General features: G+C 37.6%; 29 protein-coding genes and 2 pseudogenes. 10 read left to right on the plus strand and 21 right to left on the minus strand.

The features are described 5' to 3' along the window. The first annotated feature begins 183 nt into the window (after positions 1-183). From mvk to fni, 4 genes are read left to right on the plus strand one after another with little or no spacing between them, the layout of a single operon-like run. Positions 184-1,146 (plus strand): mevalonate kinase, encoded by a 963-nt coding sequence (gene mvk, locus AB3217_RS05895; RefSeq protein ID WP_260274432.1) that lies wholly within the window; start codon positions 184-186, stop codon positions 1,144-1,146. Further along, positions 1,127-2,098, plus strand: a complete 972-nt coding sequence (mvaD, locus tag AB3217_RS05900; RefSeq protein ID WP_311319372.1) for a diphosphomevalonate decarboxylase — start codon at positions 1,127-1,129, stop codon at positions 2,096-2,098. Before mvk ends, mvaD begins: the two co-directional genes overlap by 20 nt. 33 nt (positions 2,099-2,131) lie before the next feature. Continuing rightward, positions 2,132-3,208, plus strand: coding sequence for a phosphomevalonate kinase (locus tag AB3217_RS05905; RefSeq protein ID WP_068807287.1), 1,077 nt, complete (start codon positions 2,132-2,134; stop codon positions 3,206-3,208). A gap of 12 nt (positions 3,209-3,220) precedes the next feature. Then, positions 3,221-4,261 (plus strand): type 2 isopentenyl-diphosphate Delta-isomerase, encoded by a 1,041-nt coding sequence (gene fni / locus AB3217_RS05910; protein WP_057782393.1) that lies wholly within the window; start codon positions 3,221-3,223, stop codon positions 4,259-4,261. 47 nt (positions 4,262-4,308) lie between these two features. On the opposite strand, the gene AB3217_RS05915 is transcribed toward fni, so the two are convergent. Beyond that, entirely contained in the window at positions 4,309-5,664 is a 1,356-nt protein-coding gene (locus AB3217_RS05915; protein WP_057782395.1) for an RsmB/NOP family class I SAM-dependent RNA methyltransferase, read from the minus strand. Between the two features lie 102 nt (positions 5,665-5,766). Between AB3217_RS05915 and AB3217_RS05920 the strand changes: the two genes are divergently transcribed. Then, positions 5,767-6,579 carry a Cof-type HAD-IIB family hydrolase gene (locus AB3217_RS05920; protein ID WP_057782397.1) on the plus strand — a complete coding sequence of 271 codons (813 nt, stop codon included), beginning with the start codon at positions 5,767-5,769 and terminating at the stop codon, positions 6,577-6,579. A 75-nt stretch (positions 6,580-6,654) separates the two neighbouring features. Here AB3217_RS05920 and AB3217_RS05925 read toward each other — a convergent pair whose 3' ends face one another. After that, on the minus strand, positions 6,655-6,873 hold the full coding sequence (locus AB3217_RS05925) for a 2-hydroxymuconate tautomerase (protein ID WP_147206650.1): 219 nt from the start codon (positions 6,871-6,873) through the stop codon (positions 6,655-6,657). An 84-nt stretch (positions 6,874-6,957) separates the two neighbouring features. Between AB3217_RS05925 and AB3217_RS05930 the strand changes: the two genes are divergently transcribed. After that, entirely contained in the window at positions 6,958-8,388 is a 1,431-nt protein-coding gene (locus AB3217_RS05930; RefSeq protein WP_068807296.1) for a C69 family dipeptidase, read from the plus strand. Between the two features lie 169 nt (positions 8,389-8,557). Here the strand turns inward: AB3217_RS05930 and ppsA are convergent, their stop codons facing one another. The 8 genes from ppsA to rpsP form a co-directional block, all read right to left on the minus strand. Beyond that, positions 8,558-10,960, minus strand: a complete 2,403-nt coding sequence (ppsA, locus tag AB3217_RS05935; RefSeq protein WP_367365798.1) for a phosphoenolpyruvate synthase — start codon at positions 10,958-10,960, stop codon at positions 8,558-8,560. A 257-nt stretch (positions 10,961-11,217) separates the two neighbouring features. Beyond that, the gene (locus AB3217_RS05940; RefSeq protein WP_260267579.1) at positions 11,218-11,478 is read right to left on the minus strand and encodes a hypothetical protein; all 261 of its coding nucleotides are present in this window, start codon (positions 11,476-11,478) and stop codon (positions 11,218-11,220) included. A 33-nt stretch (positions 11,479-11,511) separates the two neighbouring features. Further along, the gene (locus AB3217_RS05945; protein WP_367365799.1) at positions 11,512-12,213 is read right to left on the minus strand and encodes a M57 family metalloprotease; all 702 of its coding nucleotides are present in this window, start codon (positions 12,211-12,213) and stop codon (positions 11,512-11,514) included. 186 nt (positions 12,214-12,399) lie between these two features. Beyond that, positions 12,400-12,747, minus strand: a complete 348-nt coding sequence (rplS, locus tag AB3217_RS05950) for a 50S ribosomal protein L19 (protein WP_057782405.1) — start codon at positions 12,745-12,747, stop codon at positions 12,400-12,402. Positions 12,748-12,866: 119 nt separating this feature from the next. Then, positions 12,867-13,625: a tRNA (guanosine(37)-N1)-methyltransferase TrmD gene (gene trmD / locus AB3217_RS05955; protein WP_057782407.1), complete on the minus strand. Its 759-nt coding sequence runs from the start codon at positions 13,623-13,625 to the stop codon at positions 12,867-12,869. Then, complete coding sequence (rimM, locus tag AB3217_RS05960) at positions 13,622-14,143, minus strand: ribosome maturation factor RimM (RefSeq protein ID WP_260267582.1); 522 nt, start codon at positions 14,141-14,143, stop codon at positions 13,622-13,624. The genes trmD and rimM overlap by 4 nt, the downstream gene beginning before the upstream one ends. A 50-nt stretch (positions 14,144-14,193) precedes the next feature. After that, positions 14,194-14,451, minus strand: a complete 258-nt coding sequence (locus tag AB3217_RS05965; RefSeq protein ID WP_057782411.1) for a KH domain-containing protein — start codon at positions 14,449-14,451, stop codon at positions 14,194-14,196. Positions 14,452-14,466: 15 nt separating this feature from the next. Continuing rightward, complete coding sequence (gene rpsP, locus AB3217_RS05970; protein ID WP_046870580.1) at positions 14,467-14,739, minus strand: 30S ribosomal protein S16; 273 nt, start codon at positions 14,737-14,739, stop codon at positions 14,467-14,469. Between the two features lie 485 nt (positions 14,740-15,224). Here rpsP and AB3217_RS05975 point away from each other — a divergent pair, with 485 nt between their 5' ends. After that, positions 15,225-15,896 (plus strand): EAL domain-containing protein, encoded by a 672-nt coding sequence (locus tag AB3217_RS05975; RefSeq protein WP_068807316.1) that lies wholly within the window; start codon positions 15,225-15,227, stop codon positions 15,894-15,896. Positions 15,897-16,452: 556 nt separating this feature from the next. Here the strand turns inward: AB3217_RS05975 and AB3217_RS05980 are convergent. From AB3217_RS05980 to AB3217_RS06015, 8 genes are read right to left on the minus strand one after another with little or no spacing between them, the layout of a single operon-like run. Beyond that, positions 16,453-16,686 (minus strand): hypothetical protein, encoded by a 234-nt coding sequence (locus AB3217_RS05980; protein WP_367365800.1) that lies wholly within the window; start codon positions 16,684-16,686, stop codon positions 16,453-16,455. After that, a complete protein-coding gene (locus AB3217_RS05985) occupies positions 16,679-17,338 on the minus strand; it encodes a ribulose-phosphate 3-epimerase (protein ID WP_367365801.1) in 660 nt (219 codons plus the stop codon). The genes AB3217_RS05980 and AB3217_RS05985 overlap by 8 nt, the downstream gene beginning before the upstream one ends. Beyond that, complete coding sequence (locus tag AB3217_RS05990; RefSeq protein ID WP_367365802.1) at positions 17,335-17,928, minus strand: SIS domain-containing protein; 594 nt, start codon at positions 17,926-17,928, stop codon at positions 17,335-17,337. Before AB3217_RS05990 ends, AB3217_RS05985 begins: the two co-directional genes overlap by 4 nt. 5 nt (positions 17,929-17,933) lie before the next feature. Continuing rightward, positions 17,934-18,455, minus strand: a complete 522-nt coding sequence (locus AB3217_RS05995; RefSeq protein ID WP_367365803.1) for a YjbQ family protein — start codon at positions 18,453-18,455, stop codon at positions 17,934-17,936. Positions 18,456-18,470: 15 nt separating this feature from the next. Further along, positions 18,471-18,761, minus strand: a complete 291-nt coding sequence (locus tag AB3217_RS06000) for a PTS sugar transporter subunit IIB (protein WP_367365804.1) — start codon at positions 18,759-18,761, stop codon at positions 18,471-18,473. A 1-nt stretch (position 18,762) separates the two neighbouring features. Then, on the minus strand, positions 18,763-20,109 hold the full coding sequence (locus tag AB3217_RS06005; RefSeq protein WP_367365805.1) for a PTS galactitol transporter subunit IIC: 1,347 nt from the start codon (positions 20,107-20,109) through the stop codon (positions 18,763-18,765). A gap of 12 nt (positions 20,110-20,121) precedes the next feature. Then, complete coding sequence (locus AB3217_RS06010) at positions 20,122-20,577, minus strand: PTS sugar transporter subunit IIA (RefSeq protein ID WP_367365806.1); 456 nt, start codon at positions 20,575-20,577, stop codon at positions 20,122-20,124. Positions 20,578-20,595: 18 nt separating this feature from the next. After that, the gene (locus AB3217_RS06015; RefSeq protein WP_367365807.1) at positions 20,596-22,050 is read right to left on the minus strand and encodes a transcription antiterminator; all 1,455 of its coding nucleotides are present in this window, start codon (positions 22,048-22,050) and stop codon (positions 20,596-20,598) included. A 280-nt stretch (positions 22,051-22,330) separates the two neighbouring features. Here AB3217_RS06015 and AB3217_RS06020 point away from each other — a divergent pair. Beyond that, positions 22,331-22,519 (plus strand): annotated as a pseudogene (locus AB3217_RS06020) (transposase); the annotation flags it as partial. Further along, a pseudogene (locus AB3217_RS06025) lies at positions 22,495-23,388 on the plus strand (IS3 family transposase); the annotation flags it as partial. The pseudogenes AB3217_RS06020 and AB3217_RS06025, both read left to right, overlap by 25 nt. 31 nt (positions 23,389-23,419) lie before the next feature. Here the strand turns inward: AB3217_RS06025 and AB3217_RS06030 are convergent. Further along, complete coding sequence (locus AB3217_RS06030) at positions 23,420-23,656, minus strand: hypothetical protein (RefSeq protein ID WP_367365808.1); 237 nt, start codon at positions 23,654-23,656, stop codon at positions 23,420-23,422. A 37-nt stretch (positions 23,657-23,693) separates the two neighbouring features. Here AB3217_RS06030 and AB3217_RS06035 point away from each other — a divergent pair, with 37 nt between their 5' ends. After that, complete coding sequence (locus AB3217_RS06035) at positions 23,694-24,161, plus strand: helix-turn-helix domain-containing protein (protein ID WP_367365809.1); 468 nt, start codon at positions 23,694-23,696, stop codon at positions 24,159-24,161. Here the strand turns inward: AB3217_RS06035 and AB3217_RS06040 are convergent. Both AB3217_RS06040 and AB3217_RS06045 read right to left on the minus strand, forming a co-directional pair. After that, positions 24,158-25,042, minus strand: a complete 885-nt coding sequence (locus AB3217_RS06040) for an IS3 family transposase (RefSeq protein ID WP_367366109.1) — start codon at positions 25,040-25,042, stop codon at positions 24,158-24,160. The two genes, AB3217_RS06035 and AB3217_RS06040, sit on opposite strands and share 4 nt — an antisense overlap. Then, positions 25,027-25,284, minus strand: a complete 258-nt coding sequence (locus AB3217_RS06045) for a transposase (protein ID WP_017866964.1) — start codon at positions 25,282-25,284, stop codon at positions 25,027-25,029. The genes AB3217_RS06040 and AB3217_RS06045 overlap by 16 nt, the downstream gene beginning before the upstream one ends. Positions 25,285-25,295: the final 11 nt, after the last annotated feature.

A 25,295-nucleotide genomic window follows, 5' to 3' on the forward strand; every position in this document is an offset into this window, starting at 1 on the left:
AATTAAACTCACCTTTTTGACCTAATTCTGATCTATAAAGCAACAAGATTGCTAAATATAAAAATATGGTAAAATGTAAGTTTGTTTGTGGTTTATGTAATCTAAAACAGGTAGACTAAAAATGAAAAAAGTTATTGCTAAATAAAATCTTAAATTAAGTGTTTTTGAAAGTGAGCGAACGCTTTGCAAAAATCAACGACTGGTCAAAGTCATGCTAAAATTATTTTTTTTGGTGAACACAGTGTTGTCTACGGGCAACCTGCAATTTGTTTACCAATTTCGAAAATAAAAACCGTTGTGTCGATTAAATCTTCTAGTGAAGGCCAACAAGTTTCAAGTCGGTATTTTACTGGCTTTTTATCAGAAATGCCTGAAAGTCAAACTGGTATCCAATTACTAATCAAAACCGTTTTAACTGAATTAAATCAAGAAAAAACGCCGTTTGGACTAACAATAACCAGTGAAATTCCAGCCGAACGTGGAATGGGATCTTCGGCGGCCACTGCTGTCGCAATTGTCCGTGCTTTTTTTCACTTTTTTAAACAACCGTTATCTCATACTGAATTATTGCGCCTTGCTGATGTTTCTGAGCAATACATCCATGGGAATCCCAGTGGCTTAGACGCTGCCACCGTGAGTTCACAAACCCCAATTTGGTTTGTTCGGGGCCGCCGCCCTCAAGCCATTCCCATTAAACAAAATACATTCTTAGTTATTGCGGATACAGGCATTATGGGGCAAACGGGTCTGGCTGTTCAACATGTAAAATCCCAATTGGCCAGCGATCCTCAGGCTGAAGCAGCTATTGAATCTCTTGGAAAATATGCCAAACAAGCCCGTCATTGTCTAGCGATTGGCGATTCAAAAAAATTGGGTCTTTTAATGAACCGTTCTCAAACTATTTTATCCAAATTAGGTGTCAGTCATCCTACGTTAGATCTGTTTGCAAATTTATCTCTTTCTAACGGTGCACTAGGTGCCAAACTCACTGGTGGTGGCATGGGTGGTTGCTTGATTTCGTTAACACCGGATAAACCTTCGGCCGAAAAAATTGCCACAGTATTGGAAAAACACGGCGCAATTCATACTTGGATTGAACCTCTCGTCACGCTGAATCGCAAAGGAGATCACCATGATCACAGCTAGAGCACATACGAATATTGCGTTCCTAAAATATTGGGGAAAAAAAGATTCAAACTTGATTTTACCTTACAACGACAGCATTTCTTTAACTCTAAATAAGTTTTATACGGATACCAGTGTTGAATTTACATCATCTATAAAAGAGGATGAAATTTTGGTAGATAATCAGCCTTTGACAGGATCGGGTTTAAAAAGAGCTAAACGCGTTTTAGAGTTGATTCGGCAAAAAAGCGGGATTAAAGCGAGTGCGGTGGTTCATTCAACCAATCATGTTCCAACAACGGCTGGCCTTGCCTCATCTGCATCGGCATTTGCTGCCCTAGCTGCGGCTGGTGCAAAAGCTGCAAACTTACACCTCACTGATAAAGAACTCTCCATTTTGGCTCGTCACGGCTCCGGTTCGGCATCCCGTTCAATTTTTGGTGGTTTCGTACAGTGGCATGCCGGTCATGATGATCAAAGCTCATATGCACAAAGTATTCAATCACCTGTTGACTGGGATATTAATTTAATTACGGCTCTTGTAGATACAGCTCAAAAGAAAGTCAGTAGTACAAATGGGATGCAAGCGGTTGTTGAAACTTCCCCTTTCTTTCCAGCCTGGGTAAAAAGCGCGCAAGCAGACGTCGAACCGATGAAATCAGCAATCCTTAACAAAAACTTAGCAAAGTTGGGCGTGATCGCCGAAAACAATGCAATGCGCATGCACGCGACAACGTTTGGAGCCGTTCCCAATTTTACTTATTTCCAACCTCAAACGCTTGCAATTATTGAAGCTGTTCGCAACATCCGAAAACAAGGTGTAGAATGTTATAGTACCGTTGATGCTGGTCCTAATGTTAAGATAATTTGCGCCTCATCTGATAACGATTTGATTATGGAAAAATTAGAACCAATCATGGGTCACAATCAGTTATTAGTTTGCAAGCCTGGACCTGGCGTGACGTACCGATAAACATTAATTAAAATTTTGAAGGGACATGATCCATTGATTACGGTAAAAGCACCTGGGAAGCTCTACATCGCTGGTGAATATGCAGTTGTAGAGTCAGGGTACCCTGCCATTATTGTGGCATTAAATCAATTTGTTTCGGCTTCAATTGAAAAAACAGAAAATGTTGGTCGGATCGTTTCTGAACAATATCATGAAAACTCAATTTCTTGGCGTCGACAAGGTTCTAAGATGATTTTTGATAATCGTGACAATCCGTTTCACTACATCCTTTCTGCAATTAGTTTGACAGAAGAATACGCCAGCAACCTTCACAAAGACTTGGGACTTTATAATTTATATATAAACAGTGACCTTGATAGCGCAGATGGCAAAAAATATGGTTTAGGCAGTTCCGCTGCCGTAACTGTGGCAACCATCAAAGCTTTGGCCAAATTTTATCACCTGCCTTTAACCAAGGACAGTTTATTTAAGCTAGCAGCTATTGCTCATTTCGATGTTCAAGGCAATGGATCCCTTGGTGACATAGCTGCTAGTGTTTATGGCGGCTGGATTGCGTATCATTCCTTTAACCGAGATTGGTTATCTGCGCAACGTCGCCAAACTTCTTTAATGGACTTGTTAGAAAAACCTTGGCCAGGATTGGATGTTGAACTACTGACTCCACCCGATGATCTAAAACTGATGATTGGTTGGACTGGTTCTCCTGCTTCAACCTCTCATTTGGTTGACAAGGTCGCCATGGGTAAAGTGAAAGATCAGCATGAATATCAGGTCTTTTTGCAGGAAAGTAAAGCTTGTCTAAAAGAAATGATCCGCGGTTTTCATGACCAATCGATTGCCGTTATTCAGCACCAATTGCGTGTAAATCGTGCCATTTTGAAAAAATTAGCTGATTTTAGTCAGGTATTAATTGAAACCTCAACTTTAAAAGAAATGATTAAGGATGCTGAAAACGCCGGCGGGGCTGCAAAAAGTTCCGGTGCGGGTGGTGGTGATTGTGGAATCGTCTTAATCAATAAAAATCGTCCCATCGAAAATCTCCTAAAAACTTGGCATGATAAGGGTATCAAACAATTAGAGTTTAACGTTCATAACGTCACTGAACTTTAAGGAGAACAAGCTATGAAAGATATTCAGTCCCATCGAAAAGATGAACATGTTTCTCTAGCAGAACATTTCTACCAAGATCAAGCTAAGGCTGGTTTCCAGCAAGTTCGCTTACTACCGAATAGTCTTCCTGAAATCGATAAAGCTCAAATTAATTTAAAAAGCCAATTTGGGGGAATCGTGACCGATTGCCCTTTTTATATTGAGGCAATGACTGGTGGCAGTTCGTACACCGGCAAACTAAATGCAAGTTTGGCACGGATTGCTAAGGCTACTCATTTGGCAATGGCCGTTGGCTCTCAAAGTGTCGCCTTAAAACAGCCCGCTTTACAATCTACCTTTGAAACTGTTCGCGAAATCAACCCAGATGGCGTTATTGCAGCAAACATTGGTGCCAATCACTCTGCCGTTGATGCACAAAAGGCGATCGACATGATTGACGCCAACTTGTTGGAAGTTCATATCAACGCGGCCCAAGAAATTGTGATGCCTGAAGGAGATCGTCAATTTAACTGGTTAACAAACATTAAAGAAATTGTTCAGTCCGTTTCCGTTCCTGTTATTGTTAAAGAAGTTGGCTTTGGCATGACTAAACAAACTATGGAAAAACTTGCAGCAATCGGGGTTCAATCGATTAATGTGGCCGGTCATGGTGGAACTAATTTCGCAAAAATCGAAAACGAACGCCGGCATGACAAAGTATACAGCTACCTTCAAGATTACGGCATTACTACCGTGGAATCTTTGTTGGAATCTCAGGCTTTGCAGAATAAGCTCCATATTTTGGCCTGCGGTGGCATTCGAACGCCTCTAGACATGACAAAGAGCTTTGCTTTAGGAGCCGAAATGGTTGGAGTTGCCGGAAAAATCTTACATTCCCTCCTTCGTGAAGGTGAAGAACAGACTATTCAAATGATCACGGATTGGCAAGAACAGCTAGCAGATTTGTTAACCCTGCAAGGTGCTTCAAACATTAAACAATTAAATTGTCAAAATTTAGTTTTTGATGCCGCGTTACGTGATTATTGTGGACAACGAAAAATTGAAATCAATTAAAAAAGTTACGACAAAATTGTCGTAACTTTTTTAATCACGCCATAAACTTAATTTTTAATCTCAAACCGCAATTTTTTTGGATAGAAATTCTTAACGACCCCATTGACTACTTTACCAAATCCAACCGTCAGCTCATGACTGATTAAGACATGCCAGCCATTTTCAACATCTACTACAGAAAAAGTATCCCCATGCACGTAATTTTGCCACTGCTCTTGCGTAATTAAAACTGGTTTTTGAAAATCAGTGGGTTTAAAAGCCAATGCCAATGGTAAAGACGGTTCAAAGCGATTTTTCTTAAAAACACCTAAATTGACACCCGGTCGAATGACTTGAAGTTTTGTAAGATCTGGCAAGTTGCCCGGCATCGCATATAAATAATCTCCAAATGCTAATAATCTGGCATCTTCAATCGGATTTACCAACAATTTATCTGCCACTTTATGCCAATCCTGTTTTTGTGCCTTAGACACATTAGATTTTTGCGGTTTTAAATCTTTTACCGTGGACTCACTGGGTTGTTTTTGCAACTGGGCAATAAAATGACCTTCTCCACGCATTTTATGCGGGAAAATTCTTGAAGTCTTAGCAAGTTCTGGATTATTATCAGCCCACTCTGGCCGCCCATCATCCATCCCTGGATACTTCTTAATCGGTAAAACCCGCAAATCTGAATAGGTTTGCAACAACCAGGCAACATTTTGCTCATCTTCTTCAGGAGCAAAAGTACAGGTAGAATAAACTAATCTGCCACCTGGTTTCAACATTTTTAACGCACTTTGCAAAATCTTTTTTTGTCGATTTGCACAGGATAATGGATATTCAGGCGTCCAGTATTGTACTGCTTCGTGATCTTTTCGAAACATCCCCTCACCCGAACAAGGAGCATCCACCACGACAACATCGAAGTATTCAGGAAAATGTTTTTCAAGTGTATCTGGTGATTCATTAGTTACAATTGTATTTTGTAAGCCAAAACGCTCTACATTTTCAGCAAGAATTCCAGCCCGTTTCCGATTAATTTCATTTGAAACTAATAAACCACTTTGATTCATATAACTGGCCAGATGCGTCGTTTTACCACCGGGAGCTGCGCACAAGTCTAAAACCTTGTCGCCGGGTTGCGGATGAGCTACTTCTCCTACATACATAGCACTTGGCTCTTGACTATATATTAGACCACTTTGGTGATCAAGCGTTTTACCGCTGACTGAACCATAATAGCCAAACGGACAATACGGAATAGCATCCTCAATTGAATGATCAAGGGGCTTGGTCTGGGCTTTCAACGGGTTTACGCGAAATCCTCTGGTGGCCTCTTCATCGAAAGATTGCAAAAAGGCCGGCGCTTCCTCACCTAATAATTTTGAATATTTTTTTATAAATGCCTCTGGTAACTGCATATTTTCACTCATTTCTAAATTTAATAGCATCCGACTTTAAACTGTGTTAATTTAAATTAAGACACATTATCTTTTATTATAAAGCTTATTGGAGTGAATGACATGCCACAAAAATTAATCACCATTGATCTTGATGGAACTACCCTAAATAGTCAAAATCAAGTTTCACCAAAAACGATTGAAGTTATCAAAAACGCCACTGAAGCCGGCCATATTGTCAGCATTGTCACCGGCCGTCCCTACCGTATTTCAGAAACCATCTATGATCAATTGCAGTTAAAAACACCGATGGTTAACTTTAACGGAGCACTCACTCACATTCCCCACCAACATTGGCAAGGCGAGTACAAACGCACCATCAGCAAGGCAATTGTGCTTGACATGTTAGAGAATCAACAAAAATTGCAACTTGAGATGATCGCAGCTGAGGGTAAACACACGTATCTGGCTAATCACTTGCCACCTTCAGATTTAAATTTCTTTCCAACAACTTTAAGTGAAGATCAATTGCTCTCAAAAACTTCACTGATTCACAACCCCGCTTCAATGATTCTGTTTGTCACACCCAACCAAGAACAAGTTGTTCGAAATACAGTTTTACATCATTATGGTCAACAAGTTGATGTGGGTGTTTGGGGAGGCCCAAATAGCGTTCTAGAAGTTGTTTCTAAAGGTATTCAAAAAGCAAAGGCTGTGGCCTACATTGCAAAACAATATCATATTGATCGGCAAAATATTGTGGCCTTTGGTGATGAACACAATGATGCTGAAATGTTAGCCTATGCTGGTCGTGGTGTGGCGATGCAAAATGCCACCCCAACGATTAAGTCAATTGCAAATGATGTCACTGAATTTGATAATAATCATGATGGTTTAGCCAAATACCTGGAATCTTACTTAAAATTGGCTAACTAAAAATGGAACTGATTCAAAACAATCCTGAGATTTCAATGATTGTTTGTAAAATTAGTTCCATTTTTTTATCGATAACTATTTCTCATCACTTCTTAAAACCCCGCCATCGCTGTAACGGTCAGGGCGCATTTCATTTAAGACAATATGAATGTGTTCTGCTGGTGCACCGGTATTCTTTGAAACTGCAGACGTGACATCTTTAACTAATTGGCGTAACTGGTCCGTTGAACGTCCTTCAATAAGATCAATATGAACTAATGGCATGTTGAATTCCTCCTCAATGTTGTTTACCATTATCGCAGGAATTCTCAAAAATTTCAAACTCAACTTATGCTAGAATGTAAACTATATATAATCACCGGAACAGGAGAAATTCTAATGATAAATCAAACTAATAAATATTCTGCTTGTACAAGTTTTTTAGCTGGCCGACTAGCAACCGCAGATGGTTCCACCTTGATCGGTCGCAATGAAGATTCACGGGCAGCTTGGCCAAAACATTTTGTGGTCCATCCTCATCGTGAATTCTCGGAACCCCAAACATTCAAATCAACCGATAATGGTTTTACGCTCAATCTCCCTAAGGTTGCTGCCAAATACACGGCCACCCCTGAATGGACTGACAAGTTTGGCTTGTTTGAAGAAGATGGCATTAATGAGTATGGCGTGGCCATGAGTGCAACTGAGAGTGCCTATACCAACAATCAAGCTTTAGGAGCCGATCCACTAGTTGAAAACGGGATAGGCGAAGAGGCCATGGTAACCGTCACACTTCCTTATATTAAAACCGCTCGTGAAGGAATCACTTATCTGGGTAACATTGTTGAAAGATACGGGACTTCCGAAACAAACGGAATTTTGTTTTCAGATCAAACTGAAGTTTGGTATATGGAAACGGCAGCCGGTCATCAATGGGTGGCACAACGCATCCCTGATGACGCATATGCTGTGGTGGCTAATCAATTATCTATTCAAGAAATCGATTTTGATGATCAAGACAATTTCATGACTGTCTCAGGTTTAAAAGACTTCGTGAATCAAAATCATTTAAACCCGCATCGAAATGGCTTTAATTTTCGTGAAATTTTTGGCACGAACGACTTGTCAGACGAGATTTATAACACGCCACGAGTTTGGTATGGTCAAAAACTTCTTAATCCAAGTATTGACCAACAACCTCAGAGTCAAAGTCTGCCTTTCATTCGCCGCGCAGAAAAACTAATACAAGTTGATGATGCTGAGCAAATTTTAAGTTCCCATTTCCAAGGAACTCCGTTTGATCCAATTGGCGTCGGTTCAAAACATGAACAAACTTTATATCGACCAATTAGTCTTGCTAAAACACAAGAATCGCATATTCTCCAACTGCGCCCTAATTTACCTCCTGAAATTGCTGGGATTCATTGGCTTGCAATGGGGGTTGCCGCTCAAAGTCTGTATATTCCGTTTTACGCCGGAATAAAGGATACGCCGGCTAGTTACAAGAAAGGCTCCGAAACCTATCAAGTAGACTCTGCCTATTGGATTTACAAGCAAACTGGCATTCTAGTTGACGCTCACTACTTAGAATTTGGGCCCTTACTGGAAGATGTGCAAGATAAAATCAACCAGCAACTGATTCAAAACTTGCACATCAGTGACAAAATGGCATTAACTTTGGATGGCAAAGCCTTAGAAAACTATTTAACCAGTCAAAGTAATCAAAATGCAGCAATTGGCTTGCAAGCTATGCAGAAATTAACTGCCCAATTGATTACCAAAATGACAGATATGTCGCCGTTAAACTACAAGCAAGATATGAATCTATAATTAATCGCCCACTATGATCATCTTAGGGTGTAAATTAAACTGAATATTACTAAACTCAAGCAGCAGGAAGAACTTTTTTCCGCTGCTTTTTAAATATAGATAGCAAAAATGAGATTGAGGGAATTTTCCCCAATCTCATAATTTTATTGCCAATTATCAGCAAAAATTATTACCAATTGTAATCCGTTTTATCCTGTAGGCCACGTCCAGTCGCTTTATCAAGTATAAGTCGCTGTTCAAAATGAGCCACATTGCGTTTAGTTTCCTTAACCATATCAGGATTAACTGAAACATAATCAATCCCGCTTTGAATCAAGAAGTTCGTAAACTCCGGATATTCTGAAGGAGCTTGTCCACAAATGGAGACAGTCTTGCCATCCTTATGCGCAGTCACAATCAGATGACGAATCGCCCGCTTGACAGCAAGGTCACGTTCATCAAAAAGACTGGCAACCGTATCATTATTCCGATCACAACCTAAAATTAGCATTGCTAAGTCATTTGATCCGATCGAATAACCATCTACAAACTGGTTGAATTGATCCGCAAGAATGATGTTTGATGGAATTTCTGCCATCATGTAAACCTTAAAATCAGCACTGCGAACCAGGCCTTCATCACGCATAATGGCTGTTACTTTTTGAGCTTCAGTCACCGTCCGGACAAATGGAATCATTACATTTAGGTTCTTCAGCCCAAGTTCATTCCGAACCTTCTTAACCGCTGCTAGTTCAAGTTTGAAGGCATCAATATACTTAGGATCGTAGTACCTTGAAGCCCCCCGCCAACCTAATAAGTCAGCAGATTCGTGTGGCTCATATTTCTCGCCACCCTTTAGGTTCCGGTATTCACTTGATTTGAAGTCTGAGAATCGCAGTACAACTGGTCGAGGTGCCATTGCGCGAACTACTTTAGCAATCCCTTCAGCAAGCATATTAACAACCTTGTCTGCCTGACCATTTTCAATTAAATACAAAGGATGTTCATGAATATATGAGGTCCAGATGAACTCCTCACGCATCAGTCCAATTCCGTCAGCCGGTAACGAAGCGTACCTATCAACTAGCCCTGGATCACCTAAATTCATCATGACACCCGTAGCAGTTGGTGCAAACGATTCTGCCGCCACGACCTGACCAGTTGTGGTTGTTTCTGGGGTGGCCTTTTTGAGCATGCTGGTTACTTCACCACGATAAACAACCCCGTTTTTAGCATCAACAGTCACGACATCACCCGTTTTAAGCACTTCGGTTGCAACTGTATTCTTACTTCTTGTCCCAACAATACAAGGAATCTGCATTTCACGGGAAATAATGGCCGCGTGACAAGTCATTCCGCCATTATTCGTGATGATTGCCACTGCTTTTTTCATGGCTGGAACCCAATCAGGTGAAGTCATGACGGTTACCAAAACTTCGCCTTGTTTAAATTGATCAATATCTTTCGGATTGTCAATGACATGCACAACGCCGCTGGCGACCCCAGGACTGGCTGCTAGTCCCCGAACCGCAATTTCAGCATCAGCTTCTGTAACCACGTTGCTACTACCATCAATAGCATTATCTTTATTTTTCTTACGTTGTGACCAAACAGTTTCTGGCCGTGCCTGGACAATCCACAGCCGATTCGTATTAGTATCCAAGGCGTATTCCATATCCATGTAACACCCGTAGTGACGCTCGATCTCCTTAGCGTAACCAGCCAATTCAATCACCTGACTATCTGTCAGTGCAGCCTGCTCCTGTAATTCAGTAGGTACGGTTTGTTCTTTGGTCCCACCATCTGCCACACGGACTAGCTCAACAGTCTGTTTAAGGATATCTTTTTCGACAATCTTCATCGATTGTTTATCAATGACAAAATGATCTGGTGTTACCTTACCAAGGACAATATATTCGCCCAAACCATAGATTGCATCGACCATAATCTTGGAGCCATCGCCATTCGCAACGTTCACGGAGAACATGATGCCCGATGCCTTGGAAAAGACCATCATTTGAATTGCCGCTGATAGGGCAACCTTCTCGTGAGGGAAATGTTGTTTGTGACGGTAATAGGTCGCACGATCAGTGAAGAGTGAGGCATAACATTGTTGGACTCGATTCACAACATCTGCAGCCCCTTTAATGTTCAAATACGATTCTTGTTGGCCTGCAAATGATGCATTAGGCAGATCTTCAGCTGTTGCAGAAGAACGGATGGCAACAAAAGGATCCTCTTGACCCATCTTTTTTGCCAAATCACTATAAGCCTGCTTAATATCGTTTGCCAGATCATCCGGCATCTGCGCCTCAACGATTAAGTTACGAATCTGCTCACAGGTTTTGTGCAGTTCATCTGAATTTTCATAATCTTTAATGCTTTCAAGCAAGTCGTTCACTTTATCATTCAATTTGGTTTTGTGCATGAAGTACCGATAAGCTCGAGCGGTTGTTGCAAAACCATACGGCACTGGAACATCCATCGAAGAAGTCATTTCGCCCAGTGAAGAAGATTTGCCTCCTACCAGATTAACGTCTTCCCGATGTAATTCGTTAAACCATAAAACATTTGCAGTATCGCGACTACTCATAATATTACCTCCTTGTATAATTAATTTCTGACTTTATTAATTACGAAACAGAAGATTAACAATGAAAGCGTTTTCATTAACTGCCCTTATTATAATTCAACTTTGCTTAAAGTGAAAGCAAAGTCTGTTAGTTTGAGGTATAAAATACGAATATAAAAAATCTAGAGAAAACAAAAAACTTGAGGGAAAATATTTCCCCCAAGTTTTCAATTCGTTTATTCTAAACCACTGTTTGATTATAATTTTGCGATCACTTGCTAACTATTAAACTCGCTAAGAATCATAAATGCAATAAAGCCCACAATGACGGCTAAAATGATGATTCCGCCTAATAAAAAGTTAAAAACAAACCCAAGCCCGCCACATAATAATAAGATGATGAAAATAAAGGGATGCCGGAAACAGAATCTCAAAAAACTCATAATGAGTTTAAAAAAGAGGATGACAAAAATAATGCCACCAATCAGGAAAGCAATATTGGTATTTGATGCAGTGGTTGCCAGCATAAAATGTGTCATGACTAGTCAGTCCTTCCCTATGTTAAATATACTTTAATTATTATAGATTGCTTTCAATCCTTCAAGGTCACCACTAGATAAGCTAGTTTCTCCTTGATCTACTGGATACATTACAGAATTTCGGTTACTACTATGATCAAGTCCCAAGGCATGGCCCAATTCGTGGACTGCCACTGATAGCTGAACGGACTCTGCGTAACGAACATTCAAACTTGCCTTTGCATGATTAACTGTGTATGCATTCATCCCCGTTTGCTGAATCACTTCAGGACCACCGTGTCCCAATTCAATTGTACCTTGATTTGCAGTGGTCATTTTTTTATTGTAGGTGGAGAAAAGGATTTGATTTTGTTTTTGGGTCCCTTTTCGGGCCACCAGCTTCACAATACCAGTTTGGTTGTATTCACTAACTGCCTCTTCAAATACTTTTTTTACGTTGCTAGGAATAGTGGTTGCAAACCGATAGTAATACACGTTTGATAACGAGTGCCCCTGAGCGACACTTTCGATTGGAGTTGCAGTTTTACTTACTGATTTCATGGTGACTTTGCTTGTTTCAGTCGCAATCTCGTAGTTTTTAGTGATTTTTTTTGGATTGATATCCGCAAAAACTTGAGTGACTTGTTGTTTAAAATCGGTCGCAATGTTTTTGGCAGCTACTTGGTAATTTTTACCAAGTAATAAATATAACACCATAGCTAACATCGCTAACCACGCAATACCCCTGTGTTTCATTCTTGTTCCCCCGATTTTTTTACGAACTACGCCAAGTTAAACAGATTCATTTACGATCTGCATGATAATTATTGATATTAGTGTAGTTTGGAACAGTAGACAACCCAAATAGGTAAACCTTAATCATGATTTAAGTAAATTGTCATAAAAAAATACAAACCCTTAAGGTTTGCATTTTTGTCTATATTAACGACGGTCTTCTTTAATACGAGCAGCCTTACCATGTAAAGCACGTAAGTAATAAAGTTTAGAACGACGAACACGTCCATGACGAATAACATCAATCTTAGCAACTCGTGGTGAATGTAATGGGAATGTACGCTCAACACCCACACCATTACTAATCTTACGAACTGTATAAGTAGCACTGATTCCGACACCATGGCGTTTGATCACAACACCTTCGAATAACTGGATACGTTCACGAGTACCTTCAACAACACGGGCATGCACACGAACTGTATCTCCAGCACGGAAATCAGGAATATCATCACGCAATTGTGATTCGGTAATTTTGTTAATTAATGGATTCATTTAAGAAACCTTCCTTTCATCAACATTCTTATCCTTGTTGAACAGCGGAATATTGTTTTCTTTAGTCTTAACAGACCAATCAAAAGTTTATCATAAAACTTACTGGCTGTAAAGCTGTTCTAGTTTTTTGCTTCAGGTTCACTCAACTCTGCTTTTATATCATTGAGGAGATTTAAGTCTTCTTTACTCAGCCTTATTTTTTTCAAAAGGTCCGGACGTTTTAATAAGGTTCGCTTTAAAGCCTGTTTTTGGCGCCATTGATCGATTAATTGATGATTCCCGTTCAATAATACCTCGGGAACCTGCATCCCTCTAAAATCAGCCGGACGTGAGTATTGCGGATATTCTAACAAACCAGTTGAAAAAGAATCTCCAGGTGCCGACTCTTTATTCCCCAAAACTCCAGGTAGTAAGCGCACGGTGGCATCAATCATTACCATTGCAGCAAGTTCCCCACCTGTAAGCACATAGTCACCCAATGAAACCTCATCCGTAGCCAATGTTTTAATCCGCTCGTCATAGCCTTCATAATGACCGCAAATAAAAGTTAAGTGTGCTTCTTGCGCAAAAGACTCCGCCATTTTTTGGTCAAACTGCTTACCACCGGGATCTAAAATGACCACTCGCCCCTTTGGTAAGTTAGCATTATCGTTTTCTACAGCGGCCATTGCATCAAAAATGGGTTGAGGTTGAAGGAGCATCCCCGCCCCACCACCATACGGGTAATCATCGACATTATGGTGTTTGTTACTAGAAAAATCGCGGAAATTGGTTACCTTGACATCAAGCAACTGGTCTTCAATGGCTTTTCCCACAATCGATTGATGTAAGGGACCGCTAAACATATCTGGAAAAAGGCTTAAAATATCAATTTTCATGAATCCAGCCCCTCCAGGAGTTCAACTGTAACTCGCTGATTATCCAAATCAACCTTTTTAATTACCTGATGAATATATGGTAACAACAAATCGTCCTTATCGGCGCGTTTAACGACCCAAACATCATTAGCTCCCGGAGACAAAATTTCAGAAACCGTTCCAAGCAACTGATCATCTGCGTCGTATACCTTAAGACCAATGATGTCATCATAATAAAACTCATCACTGCCCAATTTCTTCCGGTCATCTTCGGAAACCTTCAACTCAAATCGTTTATACTTTTCAACATCATTAATTGAATCGAAGCCATCGAATTGAAGTAAATAGACCTGTTTTTGTTGACGGGACTTTTTAATTTTTAAAGTTTGTACGGGAGTGGCATCATCCTTGGGAGAAAACAAGAATAGTTGCTTGCCAGCTTTGAAACGTTCTTCAGGAAAATCAGTAATTGGCAACACTTTTACTTCGCCTTGAATGCCATGTGTATTGACAATGGTACCCACTTTATAATATTGCATAATTTACCTCGTAATATACTAAAAACTCTTAAACAAAATCAACATTTCGTTTAAGAGTTTTTTGATTTGCCATCCTCAATCACTAACCGAACTCGTTTTTCGCCATGGAAACGAAAACTATAAACGACGTTCCGAATTGCTTGAGCAACTCGACCATGCCGACCGATAATTCGGCCAACATCTTCATCAGCCACACTTAAATGAAATTCATAAAAGCGATCGGATTCTGATCGTTCAATTGTAATTCGCTCCGGATACGAAACAAGTGGTTTAACAATTGTTAAGATTAAAGTTTCTACATTTTTCATAATTAAAAATGCCGATTACTTAGCAAGCTTTGATTCATGATACTTTTTCATAATTCCAGCTTTTGAAAGAATATTCTTAACGGTATCTGATGGTTGAGCACCATTGCTTAACCAACTTAAGATGTCTTCCTCATTTAATTTTACTACAGCTGGATTAACTAATGGATTGTAAGTACCAACTTGGGCGATAAAACGACCATCACGTGGAGAGCGAGAATCAGCAACTACCACACGGTAGAAAGGACGCTTTTTTGAACCCATTCGTTTCAAACGAATTTTTACAGACATGTCAACACCTCCTGTTTTATTTCACGTTAAATAATATACCAGTTATTCATTTAGATGTAAAGGTTTTTTTCTTTACAGGCAGTTTTTATTAAACAATTTCTTTGGAATTCATAGTTCCGGATCATCCCAGTCAAACTAAGTGCTTTATTTTTATTGTTGAAAATTAGTTAATCCAGAAACGCCATTTTCTTTCCCACGTCACACCTCAATTATGTCATGGTTGGAATTATTAAAATAGGTTATTAATTTAGTAATTAAAACAATCGAACTATAGATAGTTCCCGATTCTTATTGCATTTTTAAACAAAAAATGGTATTTTAACAGTGTTAATTATATTTGCTCAACTCAAAAATGCAATTTTACATAATTTAAGTTTCTCAAAGTGCATTAAGAGTGACGACCCGTACTTGAGAAAGTCAAGCTTGCGGGTCTTTTTTCTTTAAAAGAAGTAACTAACCAATGATTTTTGTATAGGAGCCTTACAATGTATCAATATTTTATTCAACAAATCATTAATAAATATAATAAGTCTGTGGTCGGCTATGAACTATTACTTCGCAAACAAGTTGGTTCAAATTGGGGACCAGTTACAAACTTCACAAGTTTACCCCCTGAAATAGTGGCGGATGAAATCATCAAAATAGCTGAGCAACTTTATAGTAAAGTACCATTTTTGTCCGTCAACCTCAACCGAACCCAACTTATGAATCAAAAAATAGTTGATGCACTGATTGGAATTCAAAAACTGTTACGTCCTGTACAAATTCAAATTGAGTTGACTGAAGATGAGACTAAAAATCATTTTAAGGAATGTGACATTATTAATCAGTTAAAACAATTCATTGAAGAAGGCATGACCATCTCAATCGATGATGTTGATTGTGGGGTTAATACAGAAGATCAGGTAAGAGCTCTCATTCCATATACTAATGAAATAAAGTTTGCCCTTCAAAATTTTGGCCAATCAGTTTACTTTCCAGAAATTCAACAACGGATCATTTATTGGCGTGATTTTGCTAAGAAACACAAAGTTCGTTTTATTCTTGAAGGAATCGAAAACGAAAAAATTGATGCTTTTATTGATCTTTTTGGCATTGATATTCGTCAAGGATATTTTTATGAAAAACCACACCCTATTCAGGAAAATCAACTTTGACTTTCGGATTACTAAAAAATAGCAACGACATATGGAACTAGGCCATAATAAAACCCCCGTTATTGGATTTTTGTCCAATAACGGGGGTTCGCTTCAGTTTTAAAACTTAAATTTTTTTCAATATAGTCATCAAATTCACCTCTTATTCCGAAATGCCGTAATCGATTACACACTAATATTTATACATAAAAAAGCGCAATCATTTTCACAAGCTTGATTGCGTCTTTATAACTTAGTTTCATTTCACTCTATATTTGCGTGTCGCTTTTCCATATCCTTTTCAGTTTGATGTAACTGCGCTTTTAACTGAAGAACCAGTCCTTCCATATAAAGAAAGCTCATTTGTTCGAACAAAGACCCCATCGGCTGAATGGAACTTTTTGAACTAGTATTCTTACTATCGGCTTTTACAACTACATAGTGATCAGATAGCTTGAGCAAAGGACTCGACATATTCGCAATAATTATCATTACTTTACAACCAGCCTTTTTTGCTTTTTTAACTCTGTCAATTATTTCTGGATTAGCCCCCGAACCCGAAACTACTATATACAAATCATTTTTTTACTGCAGGACATGTTATCTCCCCAATTACGTGTACATCTTTACCTAGTTGCATAAGCCGATTACTAAATAACTGGATAATAATTCCGGAGCGCCCATTACCATCGGCAAAAATTCTTCTTGAAGAAACTAAGCTACTTAACAACTCATCACTATGAGGAGCAATAATTGTAACATCTCTTAATTCCTCAAAAATTTTTTTAATATTAATTTTGACTTTATCCATTATCAGTCACCCTCAAAAGTTTCTTCAGATTTTCTCTGGGAGTTTTCGATTTTACTATATAGCTACCAGAAACAAAGTCATCGCAATTTGCGCACATGAAAGTTTGAATGTTACTGCTTGTAATTCCACCATCAACCGCAATTCTATAGTTCAAATTACCATTCTTTCGTTTTTTATCGAGCCAGTTAACTTTTTGGCTCATTATAGAAATGTTTTGACCAACTCGACCTGGGCACGTAGTCATCACCAAAACACGACGAATTAATGGCAATAAATATTTTATTGACTCTGGAGAAAAACCTGGATTCAAAGCAATACCTGAATCAATACCTAAGCTATTAATCTTAGTTATTAAGTAGTACAAATCTTCATTGCAATCACTATGCACCGTAATTGCACTTGCACCAGCTTCTACAAACTTATCCACGTATTTTTCTGGTGAGGAAACCATTAAATGCAAATCAAGATAAAGATTTGTTTCCCTACTTAACCACTTAACAAATCTTTCATTAAATCCAAAACTCGGAACATAGTTGCCATCCATAATGTCGATGTGTATTCCCTTCAAATGTTGCATTTCAAACATTCTTAATAAATCGTTCAGGATTTTAGGATCAGCGTCTAAAATCGAAGGAAATATATGATGTGTCATTTTGCATCCTCCCTCAACCTAGCACCAACTGCCCCCGAAGGATGATTTACTAGAAATTCATTTTCGGTAAATTTTTTACTCTTCATCAAACTAACGGCCAAAACATCAAAAAAAGAAATGACTGCAATTGTACTGGTTGTAGCTAACATATTGAATGCATCTAATTCTTTTTCAATCTTCACTTTAATAACCAAATTTGAATCTTTTGCTAATTTTAAATTCTCGTTCTCGGTTATTGCGACAAGTTGCACATCTTTTGCTTTAAGATTAGGAATAAAAGCCGTCAATTCGTTAGTACTGCCCCCTTTAGAAATAAAGATAACCATATCTTCACGTTGAACTGCCCCTAAACCGCCGTGAACCGCATCAGACGGATTTAAATAGAAGGCACGAACTCCAATCACACATAAAGTATGCACAATTTTTTTTGCCGCCATAGCTGATGTACCGCAACCTGTCAAAAATATATTTCCATTACATTTATCAATCTTTTTTTTGAGTGTTGTAAAATTATCATAATCAATAGTATTTGAGAGATTTTTAATTTCTTCTCCCTCGACTTGAAAGAGATCTAATATTTTTCTATCCAATTTTTTTACTCCTTCTCTCCAATAATTACAATATTTACTTGTCGATTTCTTTCTCGAGTTTGATCAAAATCAACGAAGTAAATAGATCCAACTGCTCCTGTCAATAAAGCCCCATTTTTTACACCCACAGTTACATTCGACCCAAGCAAATCTGACCGTAAATGACCATCTGTATTTAACATTGTCCACTCTTTTGCAGGATAATCAGGATCTTTTTTTTTCATTCCATACGCAATATGTTGCGGACCAGGACTTATATATGGACTATTCTCCGTCATTTGGCGAGGAACCATTTTATCTAATATTTGATTGAGATCCACTTGTAAAAAATCATCGCCATAGAAATTCTTATCGTGCATGTATTCGTCATAATAAATTGAACAAGTTGTGTGCGTAGTTTGAATTAAACATATTCCATTTTTAATATTACTTTTCTTTACTACTTCTTGAACCTGATTAGTAATCATATGATAGGAAGGTCTTCCGGCAACAGTTTTTATTTCAAGATTTTCAAAGTAAACTGACATTAGTGATACTCCCCTTTATCGTTCAATTTGTTTTTTTATTTCTTGATAGACTTTATCAGCTCCAATGCCGGTTAACAAAGAGACGCCATTGATTACCTTATTTTTAATACTTTCAGGTACAATAGTTGTGCTGACCACAATATCATAAGCTCCTCCGGCAATATTTTCAATTTCATCACCAACCGCAGATTGTTTAATTTTGATTGTTTCCGAAAATTCATTGTCTGAAAGCCATTCTTCTACCTTAGATCGAACAACAGTTGATGTAGCATGACCTGCTCCACACATAATTAACATTTTTTTCATTTTACTTTACCTCTTTTTCTCCAGAATTAAATTTTTTAACAACGTTAAGATAGTATAGCCCAACTAAAATTAGAAGCATCAAAATGACAATTCCAACTAAACTAAAGTTCTTAGCCGTCCAAACAAAGATAGCATTTGGCCATAGTCCAGCAGAAACGAACGAAACAATGCCTTCACTACCAAGTTTATAATTTCCTAAATCAAATGCTTTGGTAACTGTGGGCGCAAGCCAAGTTGATAAATAAAGCATTGGAATTGTGTATATTGCTCCACCAATTAACGATCGGATAATATTCCCTTTAAATGCGCATACCAAGATGGTGAACACATATACAAATAACGTCAAATCACCAAATGGCAATACCTTGTTACCCGGTAAGATAACTGCCAGAAATAGAGCAATTGGAATCATTAAAATACTTGTTGCTGCAACAGCTGGCTGCCCAACTGTGAGAGCCGCATCCATTCCGATATTAACAATTTTTCCATGCAAATGCTTCTGAGTAAACGCTTGTGTAGCTTCCGCAATAGGCGTTAAACTTTCCATAAACATTGAAATCATTTTTGGTAAAAGTTTCAAAACAGCCGCCATTTCCATACCAAGTTGTGCAGTTCTTGAAACATCATAGCCAGCTAAAATACCAATGCCAATGCCAATGATCAAACCAATTACCAGTGGATCCCCCATTACCCCAAAACGCTTTTCAATTTTTTCTGGACTTGCATCAATTTTATTAAATCCAGGAATACGATTGAATACCCAATTCAAAGGTACAGCTAAAATCACTGGCGAAAGTGCCATTAGATGTGTTACAGATAAACCTGGCAAATTAAAATATTTACTAACCATTGGTTGAGTTAAATCTGATAATAATAGTTCAAGTAAAAAGGCAGCAATCATCGCTACAACCCCATAAATATAACTTTGACTAGCGCCCCAAACCAACAATCCAATAAACGTTGGTTGCCATAAATTCCAAACATCAATATTGAGAGTTTTTGTCCAACCTAACCAAACCAGTAACAAATTCAAACCAAATGCAATAGGTATAATCAATACACCCATAGTTGATGAAAATGCCAAAGGGCCACCAGGGCCAGAACCCAGGTCAATAATACTAAGCGATAAATCATAACGAGATACCATCAACTTAATAGCAGGCCCTAAAGCAGTTTGCAGCATGTTAACAACCATGTTTAATCCAATGAACCCAACACCAATCGTAATACCAGAGATAAAGGCCTTTGAGGGTTTTAGTCTTACACATAATCCAAGAATAAAAATAATTATTGGAATAAACACTGTTGAGCCTAAACCTATAAACCATTGTATTGCAGAAGTAATCATCCTTTTTTCCTCCTAAAAGATTTGATTTGCTCTTAATATTTCAATAACCTCATGCTTCGTTTTACTATTTTTCAATTTACTCATATCCTTTGTTTTCTGAAATAAACCCATAAGGTTGCTAAGTAGTTCAACTTGCTCATGTGGTTTATTCATTGCAATCATAAAAATTAAACTCACCGATATATCCTCATTTAAATTCACCATATTTTTAAAAATTACAGGTTTTTTTAAAGTGGCAAATGCAATTTGTGACTTATTTACATACTTTGAATCAGTGTGAGGTATTGCAACCCCAATATCTCTTATCCCCAACCCAGTCGGATATTTCTTTTCTCTTTTTAATACATGTTCTAAAAATTGATCATTCACCAATCTTTTTGTCTCTAATTCATTAGACAACTTTGTAATAATTTCTTTAGAGCTTTTCGCATCCTCGTTAAATTCCATAACTTCTTCGTCAAAAAACATATAATCCTCACCACTCTCTTACTCATTGATCATTTTTAAAAACTTTCTTGTACTATTCATGCTTGAAATTAACTGAACCATTTGCTTATTTTTAACAAGTCTGTAGACATCCAATATTAATTCTCGGTAATGTTTTATTTGTTTGTTTGGCATACAAATTATTATGATAATTTGCACTTTTTCAGTATTCCACCACACTGGTTTTTTTAAAACTAAAATTGCAATTGCCTTTTTTAAAACGGTATCTGGTGCCGCATGAGGCAATGCTGATCCACCTTCAATTTCTGTTGACCCCAATCTCTCTCTGCGATAGATTGAATTCCGAAAATTAGACTTCACAATTTCTCTTTTTTCCAGTTTTGTTATCAAAAAATCTAATGCTTCACGTTTGTCATTTATAGAACCTTTCCAAAAAATCAAATTTTCATCAATAACACTTTTAAGTATTGGAAAATGAATATTCTCTTCTCCTTGTAAAACTACAAATTCCGCGAAGGATTTTAAAATGTTTGCTTGATCCTTACTATCCATCAAAGGTGTTATTACAATTTGCGGAACATGTACAACAAAAGGTAACTGTTCAACTTCTATTATTAAACCTATTGTAGTTAATGAGATATTATTAAATTCGTCGATTGTTGTTGTCAATACTCGTGTATTAGCTGGCAGTAATTGTTCCACCTGTGATTCAACATATTTCTGCAACTGACCGTGCTTCCCAAATACAATAAGGACATTATTACGTGCAATATTCTTATTTAAGGCAACATGAAAATAAATTGTTATAAAAGATACCTCATCATCGTTTAGTGAAATACCAAATCTTTCCTCTAAAAAAGATAATGCATACCAAGTCATCCCAAATAGTGCTGGATACTGTTTTTTAATATCACCTAATAAAGAATTTTGTACCGTCATCCCTTGCTTCAGCCTTAACACCATTGCTGGTACATGATACAATAATTGATTTTTCAATTGCTCACGCCCCAAAAAATCAATTCTTTGAATTGCTTCCATTCGTTCAAGTAAACTATCAACTACTACATCCCAGCTTGAATCTAATTGATCTGGTTTATATCCAAGACGATAAGCGGAAAGATTTTGTGCCAATAATTTGATATCTCTTTTTCGATACCGAAATGGAAATCTCTCACTAATCATTGAAAACAACCTTTCTGCAATATCATCAACTTCTGTATCTGCGTTAATTAAATATCTTGTTTCTCTATCACAACCAAATATACTCAAACAATAAATTTGTGTCATTGTAATAACCCTTAAAGCATTTAAATAGTAACTTGGTAAATCAGAAAAATATCTACGAGTTAATATTGAATAAACCTCATCCACACTTTGAATCAATTTGGATGGGAAAATTAAAGGTAAGACAATGTTATCCCAATAATTTTTTTCATCAGAAAAACTCAAAACAAAAGTTTCAGTAGCAATTTGACGTTGTTGATCAGTACCCACAAACTCTATGGTTGTCCCATTTGAACTAATATTAGTAGAAGTACTTTTTAATGATTTATTTATTACCTCAATGTCTTTAATTATCGAAGTTTTACTAACAATCCATCTTTCAGAAAGTTGCTTAAGGCTTTCCTGATTTTTATTAAGTGAAGGTAGTATGAAATCATGGACACGATTTAGTATAATTCCATAATAGGAAGGATTGTGTTTTTATGACCAAGAAAAAGTACTCAGTAGATTTTAGAAAAATGATTGTCAAGCTGTACCAGGATGGCGCCCGGTAGCTGATCTTACAGACGAATATGGTGTATCAAATGTAACTATTTACAAATGGATTAATCTATATAAAGAAGACAAAGGAAGTGGAATTTCCAAATCAGATGTTTTAGCGTTGCAAAAACGTTTGAAACAGCTAGAAAGTGAGAATGACATCTTAAAAAAAGCCTTAACCATATTCGCCAAAAAGTAAACCCAGATGACTGGCAGACAGCCGTTGATATTAATTTGAAGCACCATAGTATCAAAGAAACCTGTAAAGTACTCTCAGTTCCACGCTCAACTTACTATGAACATCAGCAGAATCATGTATCGCCACAAGCCAAGCGTCGTAAGACACTTAGCCAGTCGATTAAACGCATTTACTTTAATTCTAGACGTATCTACGGGGCACCTAAAATTCTAAAAGCGTTACAAAAAGAAGGTAAGACTGCCAGTATTAAGCTAGTTCAACGATTAATGCGCCAAATGGGGTTAAAATCAATCACGCGCAAGAAGTGGCATTATCAACAAACTAATGATATTGATGCGACTGATTATTCAAATATACTCGCGCAAGATTTTCGTACAACCAGTCCAAATCAAAAGTGGTGTGCAGACATAACTTATATTCACACCAAAGCCAATGGCTGGTGTTATTTATCAAGCATTCAGGATTTATATTCACGTAAAATCATTGCCCATAAAATCAGCCGTCATATGACTGCTGATCTTGTGATCAGCACTTTTCAACAAGCCTTTGAAACTAGAAAGACGACTAATAACTTAATTGTGCATACCGATCTGGGTAGCCAGTACCGCAGTGCTGGCTTTGAACAGATCTTAGTGCAACACCATATTCGCCATTCTTATAGCAAGCGTGGCTGTCCCTATGACAATTCATGTTTGGAATCATTTCACGCCAGTTTGAAAAAAGAAGAGGTTTACCAACACCATTATCAGGATTTTGAAGAAGCAAATGCTGCAATATTCAGCTACATTGAGAGCTTTTATAACAGTGCTCGAATTCACAGTAGCATTGATTATTTAACTCCAAATGAAAAGGAAAAATTAGTCGCTTAAATTATACATAAAATGTGTCCAGATTCTTGACCTAAATCCAAAGAATTATTCTTTTCACCATTTCAATCCGTCTATGCATCGGATCCATCTCGTTCGTGGGTTCTACAAATTTAGATTTATTTAAAAGACTTTTTACCATTATTTTTTTATCTTTATCTGAACCAATTAATTGAACACCAGCGTGACTTTTTCTTTCAAGCAATAAATCTGTTTCTGTTTCTTTTAAAAAAACTGTCAAACTTTTTAGATCTTTAAAGTGAACCCCCAAGGTTGGACAGAAAAATCCAATTTTGGGGGTTTCATTTATGAGTAAATTTAATTTCGATTTTAAAGTTAAGATTGTCACCGAGTATTTAAGTGGTCAGGCAGCTTATTCACTAGCGAGAAAGTATGGGATTGGCAGCAAGGCTACCGTTTCAATTTGGATTCAGCGATTTGAAAGATTTGGTATTAAAGGACTTCAGCCAAAAGCCATGGACTTAGAATACACTAGTCAGTTTAAAGTTGATGTATTAAACTGGAGGAAACAAAATCAGGCCTCACTTCCAGTAACCGCCTTACACTTTAATTTATCCTCGCCAAGTACAATTTGGCAATGGGAAAAGCGATTTGAGACATTAGGAATTAAAGGGCTTGAGCGAAAGCGAGGCAACTCGAAAAATATGGCAAAACACAAGAATGAGAACGCTAAACCAGTTGTCCAAAAGGACAACTCAACAACAAAAGATATGGATTTAGGTCAAGAATCTGGACACATTTTATGTATAATTTAAGCGACTAATTTTTCCTTTTCATTTGGAGTTAAATAATCAATGCTACTGTGAATTCGAGCACTGTTATAAAAGCTCTCAATGTAGCTGAATATTGCAGCATTTGCTTCTTCAAAATCCTGATAATGGTGTTGGTAAACCTCTTCTTTTTTCAAACTGGCGTGAAATGATTCCAAACATGAATTGTCATAGGGACAGCCACGCTTGCTATAAGAATGGCGAATATGGTGTTGCACTAAGATCTGTTCAAAGCCAGCACTGCGGTACTGGCTACCCAGATCGGTATGCACAATTAAGTTATTAGTCGTCTTTCTAGTTTCAAAGGCTTGTTGAAAAGTGCTGATCACAAGATCAGCAGTCATATGACGGCTGATTTTATGGGCAATGATTTTACGTGAATATAAATCCTGAATGCTTGATAAATAACACCAGCCATTGGCTTTGGTGTGAATATAAGTTATGTCTGCACACCACTTTTGATTTGGACTGGTTGTACGAAAATCTTGCGCGAGTATATTTGAATAATCAGTCGCATCAATATCATTAGTTTGTTGATAATGCCACTTCTTGCGCGTGATTGATTTTAACCCCATTTGGCGCATTAATCGTTGAACTAGCTTAATACTGGCAGTCTTACCTTCTTTTTGTAACGCTTTTAGAATTTTAGGTGCCCCGTAGATACGTCTAGAATTAAAGTAAATGCGTTTAATCGACTGGCTAAGTGTCTTACGACGCTTGGCTTGTGGCGATACATGATTCTGCTGATGTTCATAGTAAGTTGAGCGTGGAACTGAGAGTACTTTACAGGTTTCTTTGATACTATGGTGCTTCAAATTAATATCAACGGCTGTCTGCCAGTCATCTGGGTTTACTTTTTGGCGAATATGGTTAAGGCTTTTTTTAAGATGTCATTCTCACTTTCTAGCTGTTTCAAACGTTTTTGCAACGCTAAAACATCTGATTTGGAAATTCCACTTCCTTTGTCTTCTTTATATAGATTAATCCATTTGTAAATAGTTACATTTGATACACCATATTCGTCTGTAAGATCAGCTACCGGGGCGCCATCCTGGTACAGCTTGACAATCATTTTTCTAAAATCTACTGAGTACTTTTTCTTGGTCATAAAAACACAAT

It is taken from the genome of Pediococcus parvulus (assembly GCF_964063155.1).
GTDB classification, from domain to species: Bacteria; Bacillota; Bacilli; order Lactobacillales; family Lactobacillaceae; genus Pediococcus; species Pediococcus parvulus.